Source organism: Sphingopyxis sp., assembly GCF_036675685.1.
GTDB lineage: Bacteria > Pseudomonadota > Alphaproteobacteria > Sphingomonadales > Sphingomonadaceae > Sphingopyxis.
Map to the genome: position 1 here is coordinate 167,911 of NZ_JAKFEM010000057.1, position 16,386 is coordinate 184,296.

General features: G+C 64.7%; 18 protein-coding genes. 5 read left to right on the top strand and 13 right to left on the bottom strand.

The window, feature by feature from the left end; translation table 11 throughout:
- Window positions 1–166: 166 nt before the first annotated feature.
- Window positions 167–1,978: a DNA mismatch repair endonuclease MutL gene (gene mutL / locus V6M50_RS19370; RefSeq protein WP_332820220.1), complete on the top strand. Its 1,812-nt coding sequence runs from the start codon at window positions 167–169 to the stop codon at window positions 1,976–1,978.
- Between the two features lie 5 nt (window positions 1,979–1,983).
- Here mutL and V6M50_RS19375 read toward each other — a convergent pair whose 3' ends face one another.
- On the bottom strand, window positions 1,984–2,310 hold the full coding sequence (locus V6M50_RS19375; protein WP_332820221.1) for a nuclear transport factor 2 family protein: 327 nt from the start codon (window positions 2,308–2,310) through the stop codon (window positions 1,984–1,986).
- A 119-nt stretch (window positions 2,311–2,429) separates the two neighbouring features.
- Between V6M50_RS19375 and V6M50_RS19380 the strand changes: the two genes are divergently transcribed.
- Together V6M50_RS19380 and V6M50_RS19385 are read left to right on the top strand one after the other, a co-directional pair.
- A complete protein-coding gene (locus V6M50_RS19380) occupies window positions 2,430–2,741 on the top strand; it encodes a winged helix-turn-helix transcriptional regulator (protein WP_332820222.1) in 312 nt (103 codons plus the stop codon).
- A 10-nt stretch (window positions 2,742–2,751) separates the two neighbouring features.
- The gene (locus tag V6M50_RS19385; RefSeq protein ID WP_332820223.1) at window positions 2,752–3,288 is read left to right on the top strand and encodes a homogentisate 1,2-dioxygenase; all 537 of its coding nucleotides are present in this window, start codon (window positions 2,752–2,754) and stop codon (window positions 3,286–3,288) included.
- Here V6M50_RS19385 and V6M50_RS19390 read toward each other — a convergent pair whose 3' ends face one another.
- The 3 genes from V6M50_RS19390 to V6M50_RS19400 form a co-directional block, all read right to left on the bottom strand.
- A complete protein-coding gene (locus V6M50_RS19390; RefSeq protein ID WP_332820224.1) occupies window positions 3,289–4,485 on the bottom strand; it encodes a nucleotide pyrophosphatase/phosphodiesterase family protein in 1,197 nt (398 codons plus the stop codon).
- 42 nt (window positions 4,486–4,527) lie between these two features.
- On the bottom strand, window positions 4,528–6,093 hold the full coding sequence (locus V6M50_RS19395) for an alkaline phosphatase D family protein (RefSeq protein WP_332820225.1): 1,566 nt from the start codon (window positions 6,091–6,093) through the stop codon (window positions 4,528–4,530).
- An 81-nt stretch (window positions 6,094–6,174) separates the two neighbouring features.
- Window positions 6,175–6,921, bottom strand: a complete 747-nt coding sequence (locus V6M50_RS19400; protein ID WP_443030546.1) for a MauE/DoxX family redox-associated membrane protein — start codon at window positions 6,919–6,921, stop codon at window positions 6,175–6,177.
- Window positions 6,922–6,953: 32 nt separating this feature from the next.
- Between V6M50_RS19400 and V6M50_RS19405 the strand changes: the two genes are divergently transcribed.
- The gene (locus tag V6M50_RS19405; RefSeq protein WP_332820227.1) at window positions 6,954–7,355 is read left to right on the top strand and encodes a MerR family DNA-binding protein; all 402 of its coding nucleotides are present in this window, start codon (window positions 6,954–6,956) and stop codon (window positions 7,353–7,355) included.
- A gap of 507 nt (window positions 7,356–7,862) precedes the next feature.
- Here V6M50_RS19405 and ychF read toward each other — a convergent pair.
- Window positions 7,863–8,960: a redox-regulated ATPase YchF gene (ychF, locus tag V6M50_RS19410; protein ID WP_332820228.1), complete on the bottom strand. Its 1,098-nt coding sequence runs from the start codon at window positions 8,958–8,960 to the stop codon at window positions 7,863–7,865.
- Between the two features lie 133 nt (window positions 8,961–9,093).
- Here ychF and V6M50_RS19415 point away from each other — a divergent pair, with 133 nt between their 5' ends.
- Complete coding sequence (locus tag V6M50_RS19415; RefSeq protein WP_332820229.1) at window positions 9,094–9,750, top strand: CAP domain-containing protein; 657 nt, start codon at window positions 9,094–9,096, stop codon at window positions 9,748–9,750.
- Between the two features lie 63 nt (window positions 9,751–9,813).
- Here V6M50_RS19415 and V6M50_RS19420 read toward each other — a convergent pair whose 3' ends face one another.
- From V6M50_RS19420 to V6M50_RS19455, 8 genes are all read right to left on the bottom strand, one after another.
- Complete coding sequence (locus tag V6M50_RS19420) at window positions 9,814–11,691, bottom strand: PhoX family protein (protein ID WP_332820230.1); 1,878 nt, start codon at window positions 11,689–11,691, stop codon at window positions 9,814–9,816.
- A 129-nt stretch (window positions 11,692–11,820) separates the two neighbouring features.
- The gene (locus V6M50_RS19425) at window positions 11,821–12,261 is read right to left on the bottom strand and encodes a GNAT family acetyltransferase (protein ID WP_332820231.1); all 441 of its coding nucleotides are present in this window, start codon (window positions 12,259–12,261) and stop codon (window positions 11,821–11,823) included.
- Complete coding sequence (gene pth, locus V6M50_RS19430; protein ID WP_332820232.1) at window positions 12,258–12,827, bottom strand: aminoacyl-tRNA hydrolase; 570 nt, start codon at window positions 12,825–12,827, stop codon at window positions 12,258–12,260. Before pth ends, V6M50_RS19425 begins: the two co-directional genes overlap by 4 nt.
- A gap of 57 nt (window positions 12,828–12,884) precedes the next feature.
- Entirely contained in the window at window positions 12,885–13,529 is a 645-nt protein-coding gene (locus V6M50_RS19435) for a 50S ribosomal protein L25/general stress protein Ctc (RefSeq protein WP_332820292.1), read from the bottom strand.
- Window positions 13,530–13,638: 109 nt separating this feature from the next.
- Entirely contained in the window at window positions 13,639–14,481 is an 843-nt protein-coding gene (locus V6M50_RS19440; RefSeq protein WP_332820233.1) for a TraB/GumN family protein, read from the bottom strand.
- Between the two features lie 53 nt (window positions 14,482–14,534).
- Window positions 14,535–15,488 carry a TraB/GumN family protein gene (locus V6M50_RS19445; protein WP_332820234.1) on the bottom strand — a complete coding sequence of 318 codons (954 nt, stop codon included), beginning with the start codon at window positions 15,486–15,488 and terminating at the stop codon, window positions 14,535–14,537.
- A 65-nt stretch (window positions 15,489–15,553) separates the two neighbouring features.
- Window positions 15,554–15,985: a hypothetical protein gene (locus tag V6M50_RS19450; protein WP_332820235.1), complete on the bottom strand. Its 432-nt coding sequence runs from the start codon at window positions 15,983–15,985 to the stop codon at window positions 15,554–15,556.
- The gene (locus V6M50_RS19455) at window positions 15,978–16,190 is read right to left on the bottom strand and encodes a helix-turn-helix transcriptional regulator (protein ID WP_332820293.1); all 213 of its coding nucleotides are present in this window, start codon (window positions 16,188–16,190) and stop codon (window positions 15,978–15,980) included. The genes V6M50_RS19450 and V6M50_RS19455 overlap by 8 nt, the downstream gene beginning before the upstream one ends.
- Window positions 16,191–16,386 lie beyond the last annotated feature (196 nt).

Sequence of the window (16,386 nt, forward strand, 5' to 3'; positions counted from 1 at the left end):
TCGAACGGGCCGCACCACCGTCGTCAAAATATTGTGCGTTCCCGTGCCGACAACAGGACCAAATCTGGGGGAGATTCCGGCTCTGCCGAGGACGGCTGGCTGGACAGGAAGATCGGGCTGTGCGGGTGGGTCGCGATTTGCGTCCGACTGCGCTAGGAGAGGCTCCATGTCAATACGTCGCCTGCCCGAAAAGCTCGTAAATCGGATCGCAGCCGGTGAAGTGGTCGAAAGACCCGCCGCAGCGCTCAAAGAACTGGTTGAAAACGCTATCGACGCGGGTTCGACTCGCATTTCGGTGCGAATCGCCGAGGGCGGGATTTCGCGGCTCGAAGTCGAGGATGACGGCTGCGGAATGACCGCGTCCGACATGGCGCTCGCACTCGAACGCCATGCGACGTCGAAGCTGCCCGACGATGCGATCGAGGACGTTACGACATTGGGGTTCCGCGGCGAGGCTTTGCCCTCGATCGCCAGCGTTGCGCGGCTGACGCTCGAAAGCCGCGTGGCGGGCGGCGACGGTTGGCGGCGCGTCGTCGACAATGGCGCGGTGACCGCCGAAGGGCCCGCGGCGCTCGCAAAAGGCACGCGCGTCGTCGTCGAGGATCTGTTCGCGCGCGTACCGGCGCGGCGCAAATTCCTGCGCAGCGGACGCAGCGAATATGCCGCGTGCATCGATGTGGTGAAACGGCTCGCGATGGCGCGGCCCGACGTCGGCTTCACCGTCGAGCATAACGGGCGCCGCGTGCTCGACGTGCAGGGCGGACAGGATCAGCTGACGCGCGTCGCAGCGCTGACGCAGCGGGATCTCGCTGCGAACAGCATTGGCGTGGATGTCGACCGCGGCGAGGTGCATCTGGGCGGCGTCATCAGCCTGCCGACCTACAATCGCGGTATCGCCGACCATCAATATCTGTTCGTCAACGGCCGCCCGGTGAAGGACCGGCTGCTCGTCGGGGCGCTGCGCGGCGCCTATGCCGATTTGCTCGCGCGCGATCGCCATCCGGTCGTCGCGCTCTTCCTCGACGTGCCGACCGGCGAGGTCGATGTGAACGTCCATCCGGCCAAGACGGAGGTGCGCTTCCGCGACCCGCAGCTCATTCGCGGCATGATCGTCGGCGGCCTCCGCCGCGCGCTCGACGAGCATGGTTTCCGCAGCGTCCAGCGCCCCGCCGAAGCCGCGCTGGCGGCGTGGCAGCAGGAACCGGTCGCGCCTGAGCCTGCGACGGGTTTCCTGTTCGGCCACCGTACCGAGCCTGCGGTGCATCTGTTCGGCGCCGACATCGCGCCTGCCGCCGCGGATGTCGCGCGCGTCTATGACCGCATCACGCCCTTCGCGTCGGCCGCGCCGCTCGCCGGCCGCGCTGAGGTCGCGTTCGCGCCGCCGCCCGAAGTCGAAGCCCACCCGCTCGGTATCGCGCGTGGCCAGATCGCGCGCACCTATATCGTCGCCGAGGCCGAGGACGGCCTCGTCATCGTCGACCAGCACGCCGCGCACGAGCGGCTCGTGCTCGAGCAACTGCGCCGCGGCATGAGCGGGCAGGCGGTGTCCTCGCAGGGGCTATTACTCCCCGAAGTCGTCGAACTCGACGAGCCCGCGTGCGACCGGCTCGAAGCCGCCGCGCCGCAGCTCGCCGCGCTCGGCGTCGAACTCGAACGCTTCGGCCCCGCCGCGGTAATGGTCCGCGCCACGCCGGCGATGCTTGGCGCGATCGATTGCCGCAAACTCGTCACCGACATCGCCGATGACCTCGCGGGTTACGACGCCGCGCTCGGCCTCAGCGAACGCCTCGAACTGGTGGCGGCAACGATGGCATGCCACGGCTCAGTCCGCGCCGGCCGCACGCTCAGCGTCGCCGAGATGAACGCGCTGCTCCGCACGATGGAGGTGACGCCGCACAGCGGCCAGTGCAATCACGGCCGCCCGACCTGGGTGAAGCTGGCGATGGACGATGTCGAGAAATTGTTCGGGAGGAAGTGACCCGTTCAGGGGATGATTTCCAGCGACGAGATCTTTTCACCGTCGGTGACGAAGAAGTGCCGGAGGTCGACCTCACCGCCCGCAAAATTCCCGACGATGTGACAGGTGACGACGGTTTTTCCGTCCTGCGCGGCGATTGCGATGGGCGTGCTGGTGTAGCTGATTTTCGCCGCAATATCGCGCTTCCAAGCCGCGATCTCGGCTTTTCCGCTATGCGTCCGTCCTTCATCCTTCACAATCGCGCCGTCGGTGAAACAGGCGGCTACCGCCTCGGCATCGTGGCGGTCGGCGGCGAAATAGGCGGCGATGGGGTTGGGAATATCAAGCGGCATGGCGGGGTCCTTTTGCATCGTTGATTGTCTCTGCCCCTAGATGTTTCTAAGCTTTCCAAATGACAAGAACACACGAAAAAGTAAGGTACTGACCTTTGGGTAAGGCCGGATATACCGCCATGAGCGCCGCCGCCGGTGTGGAGCAGGCCTTTCGCATGCTGGAAGGACGCTGGAAGTTCATCATCCTCTTCCATCTTTTTGGCGGCAAGCTGCTGCGTTTTTCCGATCTGGAACGCGCGATCCCCGGCATCTCGCAAAAAATGCTGATCCAGCAGTTGCGACAGATGGAAAGCGACGGCATCGTCTGCCGGATCGTGCACCATCAGGTGCCGCCCAAGGTCGAATATGGCATCACCGACTGGGGGCAGGCGCTGTGCCCCGCGCTCGACGCCATCCTCACCTGGGCGGAGCAGCGACCCGAACGGCAATAGGAGGTTGGAGATGCGGCTTTGGTATGGAATTCCGGCACTGGCCGCCATGATCGGCAGCATTCCGGCCATGGACCCGGCTGCTGCTGCCGAAGCTCCCGCTGCATGCCCCGCCACACCCGTCCTGCCGCCCGAGCTCGCCGACTGGGCGCGCGCCGCGTCGAGCAGGACGATCTATGCCTATGGCGCCGATCTCGCGGCCGACTGGTCACTCCTGGGGCCGGCGAAGACCGAACTGCCGCTGCATCGCTTCGAAAGCCTGCGCTACGGCATCGCCTCTGAACGCAAGCCCGACGTTCACAAATTCGGCGGCATGATCCCGATCGCGGTCGAAAAGCCGGGGCGGCTGGTCGTTGCCCTCGATGCCGGGGCGTGGATCGACATGGTGCGCGACGGCGCCAGGGTGAAATCGGTCGCGCACGGGCACGGTCCCGCCTGCTCGGGCATTCGTAAGATGGTCGAATTCGATGTGACGCAGGGGCGTTACCTGCTCCAGATTGTCAACGCGCCGACGGCATCGATCCACGCGATGGCGGTGCTGCGCGACTGATCAGCGCCGCGCCTTGACGAGCACGCCCGCCGCGTCGCTCGGCAGCGGCGCGACGCCGACCAGCTCCATCAGCAGCGGATAGACCTCGATATTGTCGATGATGCCGACATCGCCCGACAGCCCGGCGTTGGACGCGACGAACAGCGCCAGCATTTGGGGGTCCTGATTGTCATAACCGTGCGCGCCGCCCTTGACGGGCCATGTCGGTGGACCCGCGAGGATCGACCAGCCGGGTTCGGCGATACAGATGATCGCGGCGACGCGCGGGTTGCGGCCATAATGGAGCCGTTCGGGCAGCTCTTCGCGGCGGTTGCAGGTCATATGGTCGTGCGGTTTCAGCAGTGCCTTTGCAACGCGGTCGTCGGTGCCGGCAGCGGGCTCGATCGCGGCGTAGGGGCCGGTTTCGACCGCGATGATACTCGGCAAATCGATCATGTCGGCGAGCTGGATCACGCGGCTTTCGTCGATCGCGCGCATACCATGATCGGCGACGACGATGATCTGCGCGGGCTGGCCCATCGCCGCGAGCCCGGCGACGAGATCGCCGATGCGGGCGTCGACGTTCGAAATCGCGGCATTCACTTCGGCACTATCGGGTCCGAATTCATGCCCCGCACCATCGACCGCTTCGAAATAGAGGGTGGCAAAGGCCGGACGGATGTCGGCGGGGCGGCGCATCCAGTCGAGTACCGTGTTGACCCGCTGTGCGTAGCCGACATGTTCGTCATAGCGCAGCCAGTCGGGCGGCCGTACCTCGTGGATCGCAACCTCGCTCCCCGGCCAGAACATCGTCGCGCTGCGCACCCCCGCCTTGCCCGCGGTGATCCAAGCGGGTTCGGCTTCGTCCCACCAAAAGGGATCGAGCGCCTGCTTCGGATCGCCGAGGCTGAACTTCACCCCCGGTCGCCGCGGATCGAGCATATTGTTGCCGGTGATGCCATTATTGTCGGGCCGCTTACCGGTGACGATCGCATAATGGTTGGGAAAGGTCTTGGTCGGGAAGGACGGGCGCAGCTTGCCGCGCGCACCCTCGGCCGCGAGCCGCGACAGGTTGGGTGTGATGCCGCGATCGAGATAATCGGCGCGAAAGCCGTCGATCGAGATCAATATGGTGACGGGCTTGCGCGCCTCCTGCGCCTGCGCGGGCGCGGAGGTGAGCAGCAGCGAGAACAGTAGTAGCGAGGCAAAGCGTATCATGGCTGCTCCGCTATGGCCGTTGTGTGACGCCCCGGCGACAGCTCACGCCATCTTGATCCCGGCGACGCCATTTTCGACGACGCCCGTCGCGCGCTTCGACAGCGTGTTGACCGGGGTCGTCACCTTGTCGACGACCATGAAATGGGTTTGCCACGCCTCGCGGTTGACGTCGCACACGATATAGCCGCGCTGGTCGTTCGCGAATTTGAGCTCGGGGTTGAGCGCCAGGAACGTATCGGTGCCGCCCCGCTTGTCGCTGCCGTCGCCACCGCTCGAAATCGACGTTGCGACGAATTCGGCGCCGACGACCTTGTCTTGTCGGACGAGGTCGCCGCAGAAATTCTGATGCTCGTCGCCGGTCAGCACGACATTATTCTTGAGCCCCGCCATGCGCGACAGCACGCGTTCGCGCGGCGCCTCATAACCCGCCCAGCTGTCGAGGTTCACGATCTTCTTCGGCTCGTCGTCCTTCCGCCGCCGGTCGAGCGACATCATCGTGATCTGCTGGGCAAAGGCGTTCCACGTCGCGCCGCCGGCACCGAGGTTGCGGCCGAGCCATTCCTCCTGCGCGCGGCCCAGCACCTGCGCGTCCTTGGCGAACACATCGGGGCATGCGGGCTTGAACCCGTCGCCGCACGGCTGGTCGGTGCGATATTGCCGCGTGTCGAGCAACTGCATCGCCATCAGATCACCGTAGCGCAGCTCGCGGTTCAGCGCGACCATCCCGCCGCGCGGCAGCAGCGCCTTGCGCACCGGCATATGCTCGTACCACGCCTGCATCGCCGCCTGCTTCTTCAGCATGAAGACTTCGGGCGAAGCCGCGTCGGGATCGTTGCCGTCGAGCCCCATTTTCCAGTTGTCGAGGTCCGAGACCCAGTCGTTGCGGATTTCATGATCGTCGAAGCTCGACAGGAAGGCGTGAACCGACCGCGCCGCCTGCAAGTCGATGTCGCCAAGCTGCTGCGAATAGGCGGTGCGGAAATCGTCGAGGTCGACAAGCGCACGAAACGCATGCTGGCGCACGGGCCGCGTCGGCAGCCCCGTGTTGAACAGATATTCCTCGCTATATTCGTAAATGAAGTCGCCATAATGATAGACGAAGGCGAGATCTTCGCGCGCGAGGTGGCGATAGGCGCCGAAAAAGCCCGCCTCGAAATGCTGGCAGCCCGCGACGCCGAACTTCAGCGCATCGGTGCGCGCGCCGGGCGCGGGCAGGGTGCGCGCGCGGCCGCGTAGGCTGCGTTCGCCGCCGGCGGTGAAGCGGTAATAATAGGGCCGATCGGGCTGGAGCCCCGCGACCTCGACATGAACACTGTGCCCGAGCTCGGGCCGTGCGAGTTCGGTGCCCTTCGCCACGACATCGCGAAAGCCCGTATCGCTCGCGACTTCCCACTCGACCGGCACGTTCGCCAGCGGCATCCCGCCGTGGCGCTCCATCGGTTCGGGGGCGAGGCGCGTCCAGATGACGAAACCGTCGCTCGCCGGATCGCCCGCCGCGACGCCCAGCTTGAAGGGGAAGTCGCGCAATATGCCCTGCGCGCGGACGATCGCGGGGGCCGCAAGGCCGGCGAGGGTCGCCCCGGCAAGGAAGTGGCGGCGGTTATACATGGCTGGGCTCCGTAAGGGCGCGAATCGATGCCCCTCGATAGCCGAGCCATGCGTTTCATCAATGACCGATGGCTGCGCCGGTTACACCCACATCCGCGCCATCCACAGCGCCATCGCGACCATCATCACATTTTCGGTCAGCGAGACGAAGCCCAATGGCACCTTGCTGCTGCCGCCGACGCAAGCGCATTTAAGTTCGCGCTTGTCGATATAGACCGCCTTGAACACCGACGTCGCGCCGATCCCGCCGATGAACAGCGCGACCGGGATGGACAGCCAGGGCAGCGCGTGCGCGGTCATCAGCACGCCGGCGAGTCCCTCGGCAAAGGGGTAGATGCTCGCATAGGGCACCCAGCGTTTCGCGAGCAGGTCATAGTTCAGGAACATCGTCGCGAACTTGTCTACATCCTGCAATTTGAGCAGCGCGAGCACGATCATGCTGAACGAGATGAACCATTCGGCTGCGCGCAACGTGAAAGCGTCGCCCTCGACGGCAAAGCTCGCCGCAAGCGCCATCAGCGCGGTCATCGCGAACAGCGCGATCACGGGTGTGTAGCTCACCGCATCGGGGTCGGCGACCTTCAGCCCGAAATGACGGCGCAAATCGTCGTGGCCGCCGATGCGCACGCCGTCGATGAAGGTCTGGGGTGTCGTTTTGACGCCATGCCTGGCCTTGAACGCGTCGGTTTCCTCGCGCGTGGTCAGCCATTGGTCGTCGACCGTAAAGCCTTTCCTTTCGAGCAGATGTTTTGACTTGAGGCCATAGGGGCAGGTGTGACCCGGCATGACCATGCGATGGAGTGTTGCTTGTTTTGTCATGCACCCCATATAGCGTCCGTACCATAGTACGGAGTCAAGCGGTGCAGCTCACGATCGGGAAATTGGCGAAGGCGGGCGACGTCGGGGTCGAAACGGTGCGCTATTACCAGCGCCGCGGCTTGCTCGATATACCCGCGCGCAGCGGCGGCGACGGCTGGGGCGGCGGGATCCGCCGCTATGGCGAGGATGACCTCAGGCGGCTGAAATTCATCCGATCGGCGCAGGCGTCGGGCTTCACGCTCGATGAAATTTCCGAACTGCTCGCGTTGGAGGCCAGCGACGACCGGGTGCGCGTGCGGACGCTGGCGCGGCAGCGGATCGAGGTGCTCGACGAAAAGATCGTACAAATGACAGCAACGCGCGCCGCCCTCGCACGCCTCGCCGACCAATGCGCGGCGAGCGACAAGGGACCATGCCCGATCCTGGCGGCATTCGAACCGTAAACCGTTCCGCAACCTCGGCTAACGACCGGAAGCTGCCCTTCCCTTCATCGTCATGGATCCCGGACTTGATCCGGGATCCATGACGACGGCGCGGCTATGGATCCCGGATCAGGTCCGGGATGGCGAAGCCGGGATAACAACCGACCACTTCCCACGCCAAGGCCGTCATCGGCCGCTCGCCAAAATAAACGCTGTCCTACATTATCTGGCTGTGTCAGCCTTCATCCGGCTCTTTCAATATGTGGACAAAAGCGGTCGCTGCCCGGCGTGCGGGAGTGGCAACGGTGGGACCGCCGATCGCGTCCAGCACGCCCAGGGAGGCAAATCAGGGAGCGGATAGCGTGAATTTTCCTGAACTTTGGAATATATTTCCGCGTCGGCCGGGCTGTCGCAACGGCCTATAAGCCGGCCCGATCCAGGGCGCATGCCGCCGCGCGCGGGATATCGAACCACCCCGTCCTCAGCCACTGCCGCAGGCAGGCAGTCGAAAGGGAATAAGAAGCCGGATCAGCTATGCAGGAAATGCATGACGTCACCGTCGTGCACGACATAAGCCTTGCCCTCGGCGCGCAGCTTGCCCGCTTCGCGCGCACGCGCTTCGCCGCCGAGCACGACATAATCGTCATAAGCGATCGTCTCGGCGCGGATGAAGCCCTTCTGGAAATCGCTGTGGATCTCGCCCGCGGCCTCGGGGGCGGTGGCGCCGGTGTGGACCGTCCATGCGCGCGCTTCCTGCGGCCCGACGGTGAAGAAGGTGATGAGGTGGAGCAGCTCGTAACCCGCGCGAATAACGCGCGCGAGGCCGGTTTCGTGGAGGCCCATTTCTTCGAGGAACTCGAGCCGGTCGGTCATGTCCATCGTCACCAGCTCGCTTTCGATCGCCGCCGAAACGACGACCGCCTGCGCGCCTTCGGCGGCCGCCTTGGCAAAGACCTTTTCGGAAAAGGCGTTGCCGTTCGCGGCGCTGCCCTCGTCGACGTTGCAGACATAGAGGACGGGTTTCGAGGTCAGCAGTTGCGCGGTGCGCAGCACGCGGGCCTCTTCCTCATCCTTGGGATCGGTCAGCCGCGCGGGCTTACCCTCGCGCAGCAGCTCGAGCGCCTGGCCGAGCACCGAGGCGGCGATTTTCGATTCCTTGTCGCCCTGTGCGGCTTTCTTGGCGAACGCGGGGACGCGTTTTTCGAGGCTTTCGAGGTCGGAGAGCAGCAATTCGGTTTCGACCGTTTCGGCATCGGCGACCGGGTCGACCTTGTTCTCGACATGCTGGATGTCGTCATCCTCGAAACAGCGCAGGACATGGACGATCGCGTCGACTTCGCGGATGTTGCCGAGGAACTGGTTGCCCAGCCCTTCGCCCTTCGACGCGCCGCGCACGAGGCCGGCGATGTCGACGAAGGCGAGCTGGGTCGCGATGATCTTCTTGCTGCCCGCGATCGCCGCCAGCTTTTCGAGCCGCGCGTCGGGCACCGCGACATTGCCGATATTCGGCTCGATCGTGCAGAAGGGATAGTTGGCCGCCTGCGCCGCCGCCGTTTCGGTCAGCGCGTTGAACAGGGTGGACTTGCCGACATTGGGCAATCCGACGATCCCGCATTTGAAACCCATAAAAACTCCGTGTAGCCGGCGTGCGGCCGGTGTTGCAGCGCCCCTAGCGCCAACTTGGCCCCGACGCCAGTCTTTGGCACGCGCCAGATTATGGTTGCGGCAGGTTCAGCCTTGCGCCTTTATCGTCTGCATTATGACGAAACACTATCGATGGGCGGCCGCCGCACTGGCGCTGGCGTTTGGCGCGGCGGGCGCCGCTGCCGCCTCCAGCCGTTTCGAGGCCGGCGTCCTTGCCGAACTCAATCACTTTCGCAGCGACCCCGCCGCCTATGCCGATTTCTTGCGCGACTATCGTCCGCGGTTTGAGGGCAAGCTGCTGATCGCCGAAGAAGGCAGCGAAATCGACATCATGACGAACGAGGGGGTCGCCGCGGTCGACGAGGCGATCCGCGATTTGCGCCACGAAAAGCCGCTGCCTGAAATGACGTGGAGCGATACGCTGGCGCGCGCCGCCGCCGACCATGTTGCGGCCCAGTCGCGCTCGGGCGCGGTCGGCCATTACACGAATGGCCGCGGCCCCGGCGAGCGGATGAAGGCGCGCGGCGGCGGGCCCTATGTCAACGAGGTCATCACCTATGGCCACCACAGCCCGGAGGGGGTGGTCGATCAATTGCTGATCGATGACGGTGTGCCCGGCCGCGGCCACCGCCACAGCCTGCTCCGTCCGACGCACCGCTACGCCGGCGTCGGGTGCGGGACGCACCGGGTGCACCGGACGATGTGCGTGATACTGATGTCGCAAACCCCCGACGGATCGCCGCCGCCGCCCCCGAAAAGGGCCGGCGGCTGACGTTCCGCATTGGAAAAAACGCAGCCGCCCACCCCCGTCGGAGGGGTAGGCGGCGCATTTCAATCAGGCGCCAACCGGCTGGCTGTCGGTCCGCCGCACGACGATCGTCGACGAACGCGGCTGTTGGCCGGCGACCGGCCAGTTGCCGGTCGGATGCTGGATGTTGACGAAGAAGGTCTTGAGGTCGGGCGTATAGGCAAGGCCGGTGATCTCGCAGCCCAGCGGGCCGACGAGGAAGCGCTTCGACTGCTTGCTCACCTGGTCGACGTAGAACATCGCATTGTGACCAAAGGCCTGGTCGATGGTGCGGCCCGCGACACCCGAGTTGCCCGGCACGCTATGGTCGGTCTGCACCCACATGCGGCCCTGCGGGTCGATGCGCAGCCCGTCGGGGCTGGAGAAGGTGTCGCCATTGATATTGCCGACCAGGTTGCTGCCCCCCGACGCCAGCGACGGATCGCCGGCGGTGAGGAAGATTTCCCAGCTGAACTTCGTCGCCAGCGGCGAATCGCCTTCTTCGCGGAACTTGATGATGTGCCCGTGCAGGTTGGTGACGCGCGGGTTCATCGGGTCGGTGACGCGGCGGCCGCTGTTGTTGGTCAGCGTCACGAAGACCGCCTTGTTGTCGGGGGCGACGGTCACCCATTCGGGACGATCCATCACGGTGCCGCCGGCGACGCGGGCTGCCGACGGGCAGTTGATCAGCACATCGGCCTGATTGTTGAAATTGACGATCGTCGGTGCCGGCGGCGTCGTGCTCTGGCTGACATTGCCCGGATCCGAGGCGCCCGCGGTCAGGCCGTTCTGTCCGACGACCAGCGCGCGCCACTCGCCCGTGCCGTTGCCGTTGAAACGCGCGACATACAGCGTGCCATAGTCGAGCAGGTCGGTGTTCGCCGCGCGGTTCGATGCGCTGTACGCCCGGTCGGGCACGAATTTATAGATGCAGCCCGGTGTGGAATCGTCGCCCATGTAAAAGGCGACGCGGCGGTCGCTGTTCGTCATGAAGGCCACATTCTCGTGGCTGAAGCGACCCATCGCGGTGCGCTTGGTCGGCGCGGCCAGTTCGCGCAGCGGATCGATCTCGACCACCCAGCCATAATCGCGCGCGGGCTGCGTCGGGTCGAGATAATTGTCGGTCGTCTCCTCGCAGGTCAGGTATGTATCCCACGGAGTGCGGCCGCTCGCACAATTGTTCAGCATGCCCTTGATCGACCCCGACAGCAGGCCCGCGGCGGGGCCGCCGGCGCGGTAGCTGCTGTTGCCGGTATAGCGGCGGTTATAGGTCGATCCGGCCTGGACCGCCCATTTTCCGTCGCTGCCCTTGGAAATCTCGACGACGCCGATCCCGACCGCCGACAGCGCGATCGCTTTCTGGTCGGCGGTGGCGGTCGCTGCGTTATAGCTGCCCGCCATCAATATGTTGAAATCGGGATATTCGTAGTTCATCGCGAGGATGCCACGGTTGTTGGCGTCGACGCCCGGAAAGGCGAAATATTCCATGCCGTCATGGTTGCCGCCGGCCCATTTCTCGGCGACCGCGGGGGTAGGGAAGCTGCCCGAATAGGGCGTGCCTGCCTCGACCGAATCGCCGGCCTTCAGCAGCACATCGACCGTATAACCGGCGGGAACCGTCACGGCGTCGTTCTGGTTGGCGGCGACCGCGGCGAACGTCACCACAAAGCTGCCCGGCGTCGGCGTCGGGGTCGGTGTGGGGGTGGGGGTCGGAGCAGGCGGAAGCGTGACGGTGGGATCGCCGCTGGTGTCGCCGCACGCCGCCAGCGCCGCGGCGGGAAGCACCGACAGCCCGAGCAGGCCGTTCCGCAGCAGCGTCCGCCGCGACGGATTTTCGGCTACGATCGCCTCGAGGCTGTCGGGCGCACAAAGGTCGGTGGTTTCGCCGCGATAAGGCGCGCGGGCTTCGTCGGTAAGATGTGACATGCAGTCCCCTGTTTCGGTTGAGCCCCGGGCTGGACAGCCCGGCTATGAGGTGGCGCACCGATTGCAGAGAGAGGTGTCAGCTCCGTGGCTTCACCATGTCGGGAAAACAGGATTTGCGTGACGCTCGTGTTACAGGGGCGGCTCGCCACCGATCGGCGCCCGGTCCAGCCACCGGCCAAACACGTGGACATCCTGTCGTTCCCAGCCAAGATGTTCATAGAATTGTTCGGCAGGATTGCCCGCGCGAAGCATCAGTTCGACTTTCGGACAATCGCAAAGCCGCAACCAGTCGCAGGCGCTTTCGAGCAATTGTCGCGCCGCGCTGCGCCCGCGCCGATCCGGTGCGACCCCCAGATAGTAAATCCACCCGCGATGCCCGTCAAAGCCGGTCATGACAGTGCCGACAATCCGCGCGTCTTGTTCCGCCACGATAACTGTCGATGCGACATGATCCAGCGCTCGCTGGAAGTCTGCAAAAGGGTCGTTCCACGGACGGGTGAGCCCGCATGCTTCCCAAATCCCGACCGCGGCATCGCGATCGGCTGCCGTTGCCGGTCGGATGGAGATCACAGCTGCAAACGCAGCGCCAGATCGCTCTGGAACCGCACATCGTCGCCGTCGGCGAGCCACTTCGCTTCGGCGGCGATCGCGCCGAGCAGGTCGATCAGCGGCTCCATCTCGCTCTTGTGATAATTGCCCAGCACATGGCCGGTCACGCGGTCCTTGTGCCCCGGATGGCCGATGCCGATGCGCACGCGGCGGAAATCATCGCCGATATGCTGGATCATGCTGCGAATGCCGTTGTGGCCCGCCGCGCCGCCGCCCTGTTTGATCTTGACCTTCATCGGCGCAAGGTCGAGCTCGTCGTAGAAGGCGGTGACGTCCTGCGGGGTCAATTTATAGAAATCGAGCGCGGCGCGCACGCTGCGGCCGCTTTCGTTCATGAAGGTGCCGGGTTTGAGCAGCAGGATGCGCTGCGATCCGATGCGCCCGTCCTGGATCCAGCCCTGGAATTTCTTCGCGGGCGTGGGGAAATCATGGACATCGGCGATGACATCGGCGGCCATGAAGCCGACATTGTGGCGGTGCATCGCATATTGGGGCCCGGGATTGCCAAGGCCGACCCAGAGCTGCATCGCTAGTGCCTTTCGTGGAAGGCCCCTCCCGCCGGGGGAGGGGCCACCCGAATAAGATCAGGCTTCTTCGCCGCCTTCGGCAGCGGCAGCTTCTTCGCCGCTATCGACCGTCGTGTCGCCTTCGCTCGACTTCATCGCCGAGGGGGCAACGATCGTTGCGATGGTGAAATCGCGGTCGGTGATCGCGCTTTCGCTGCCCTTGGGCAGCGTCACGTTGCTGATGTGGATCGAATCGCCGACATCATAGCCGGTGACGTCGATCTGGATGTCGTCGGGCATCTTGTCCGAATCGCAGATCAGTTCCAGCTCGTGGCGAACGATGTTGAGCACACCGCCGCGCTTCAGGCCCGGCGAGGCTTCTTCGTTGATGAACAGCACCGGAACCGCGACCTGGACCTTGGCATCCTTGCTGATGCGCAGGAAGTCGGCGTGGATCGGGCGATCCTTGACCGGGTGGAAAGCGACGTCCTTCGGCAGGGTCCGCACCTGCTTGCCATCGACTTCGATCATCACGATCGAGTTCATGAAGTGACCCGTCATCAGCTGCTTCATCAGCAGCTTTTCTTCGACGTGGATCATCAGGGGTTCTTCTTTGCCGCCATAGACAACGGCGGGGACGCGGCCATTACGACGCAGTTCACGCGAGGCTCCCTTGCCTCCGCGATCACGCGTCTCGGCCGACAGCACCAGCTGGTCGCTCATCATTTTTCTCCGAAACAGATTTCACAGTCCGCCACGCCTCCAGGGATGACCATGGACGGAAGCGGCGGCGCTTAGCGGGGAAGTGGCAGAAATGCAAGCGTAGGTGCGTTCATTGCACACGGCTGACCTTCATCCCTTCGGCCTCCAGTATCGCCGGAACCCCGTCACTCCCCACTAGATGCCCCGCGCCGACCGCCATCAGAACCGTTCCGGGTCGCCCCATCCGCGTCTTCACCCACGCGCTCCAGCGCCGGTTTCGGTCGGTGATGATCGCCTTGCGCGCCGCGGGCACGGCGTCGACATCCTCGTTGATCACCCTGTCCAGCGCCGCGACATCGCCGCAGGCCCAGGCGGCGGTCAGGATGCCGACCTCTTTCACCGCGTCGCCCGATTCTTCGGCGGCGCGGGTCAACAGCGCGCGCTGCGTCGCGGCGTCGAGCGTTTCGAACAGCATCAATTGGGCCTCTGCGGTCTCAAGCCCGCCGATCGGCTTGCCCGCCGCCTCGAATTCGGCGGTCAGCCTGGTTTCGACGCCGTCGGCGGACGACAGTTCGGCATTGCGGGCGACGCGCTGTCCCATCAGCACCATCACCGCCCAGTCGTCGAACCTCTCGCCACCGAATCCGTCCCCGCTCGCCTCCAGCGCGCGATAGCGGGTCAGCGCCGCGCCCGAGAGCCGGGCTTCCATCGCGAGCGGCGCGTTGCGGGGGGCGAGTTTCTGGAACATATCGCCGGCGGCGGCGAGTTCGGCGGGCGACAATTCCACCACCAGTTCGTCGGCCTCGCGAATTGCACCCGCGACCTTGCCCTCGTCCCAGTCGGTGCCGCGGGGCAGCGCGTGCATCGTGCCGAGCACATAGATGCGCGTGTCGGCATCCTCGACCAGCCACATCGCCGGGCGCGCCTGCGGCCCTGGCTCGGCGGTGCTGCAGCCCAGAAGCAGGCACGGCAAAAGGGCCGCCGCAAAACGGCGACCCCGATGCCGGCCAAGATGGCTGTCGCGCTTCAATATTGGACCCGCGTTGCGGTCAGCCCGCGCGCCTTCAGATAATCCTGCACGCTCTTCTCGCCCGCGAGGTGCCCCGCGCCGACCGCGACGAAGACGGTGCCGGGCTGGTCCATTCGCGTCTTGATCTGGTCGGCCCAGCGGGCGTTGCGGTCCCACAATAGCGTCTTGGCGAGCTCGGGGGTCGCGGCCATGCTTTCGTTCATCGCCACGGCCAGCCCGTCGGGATCGCCCTTGGCCCACAGCACGACCATCTTGTCGAGCGTCGGCCCGAGCTTGTCGAGATCCTTGACCACCGAATTGAGGAAGGCGACCTGCTGCGTTTCGGGCAAAGTATCGAAAAGGCCGAGCTGTTCTTCCAGTGTTTCAAGCCCCGCGATCGGCTTGCCGTCCGCTTTGGCAAATTTCGTCAGCAGCTTCTCGGCGCCCTGCTCGGGATCATAACCGAGCTTGGTCAGCGGCAGCACCGACAAGGTCATCGCCGGAAACCAGGGTTCGAAGGTGTCGAAGGCGTTGGCGGGCAGGCCGAAACCGGTGATCGCCGCCTGATAGGCTTTCAGCTCTCCTTCGGTCAGGCGCGACGGGATGGTTTTGCCAGTCGTGTCCATGGCCATCGGCATCATCATTTTCGCGACCGCCGCCTGATCGTCGGGCATCACCAATTCGAGCATCAGCTGGTCGGATTTATCGAAGGCGGTCTTTACCGCTTCGTCGAACCAGCTCAGGCCCGGCTTCAGCACATGGACGGTGCCGAACAGGTAGATGGTCGTGTCCGCATCCTTGACCACCCACAGCGCGGGGTCGGCGTCGGTCATTGCCGGGGCGCTCGCCGCCGGCGCGACCGTTGCGGCAGGTTCGGCGGCGGAGGCGATATTGCCGCCGGGGATCAGTGCGCACTGCGCGAAGGGGACGGCCACACAGGTGGTGGCGAGCATCTTGAACCAGGTTTTCATGGAGAAATCACCTTTCATTGCTGGCCTTATGGCCGGAGGGGATGGGGAAGGGGAGAGGGAAAAGATCAGCGGTACTTGAGCCACAGCCATACGGCGCAATTGACGAGCATGGCGCCCAAAAACAGCAGCATCGTGTCAACGGGCGGGGCAAGGTCGGCGCGATGCAGCACCCACCATGTCGGCGCCGACAGGACGAACGTGTACCAGGCAGCGAGGCCCGCCCACAGATAAGCGCGCTCTTCATGGTCATCGACGGCGCGGTGATAGATAAAGAGGCACACAATCAGCCCGACAATCCAGAGGATCGACGCGCCGATCGCGAAACTGGGCGTCAGTGGCGAATTGTTGAGTAATGCAAACCTTGCGTGTTCGTCGAAATTGTCGACTTGCGACCACGCCCCCATGATGATGCCGATCAGTCCGGAAAGACCGATCGCCGTCAGGTAACGCTTGCGGCGCGGCGACATCGGGCGCTTAGCTTTTTCGCGCTCAGACATTGTTGGATCCTTCAAATTCATCATCGAAGATTTCCTCGATCGGCATCTCGAACAGCCGCGCGAGCTTGAAAGCGAGCGGGAGCGACGGGTCGTATTTTCCCGTTTCGATCGCATTCACTGCTTGCCGCGAAACATCGAGCCGGTCGGCCAGCTCGGCCTGGCTCCAGTTTCGCATCGCGCGCAGCACTTTCAATTTGTTGTTCATCGGCGCCTCGCCAGCATTTTCACCCGAACCCGTATCGCGTCCCATAGAGCATTGAAATGTCGGGGAAGGGGAATTTTTTGTCTCGATGGGTTCGGCGTGACCGGGTTCGCGGCGGACGATCGGGGGCGGTCATTCGTGGAGCAGGAGACTGGAGCGCCATCGTCCGCGAGAGCGCTCCAGCTCAGGTCGTCGGCCG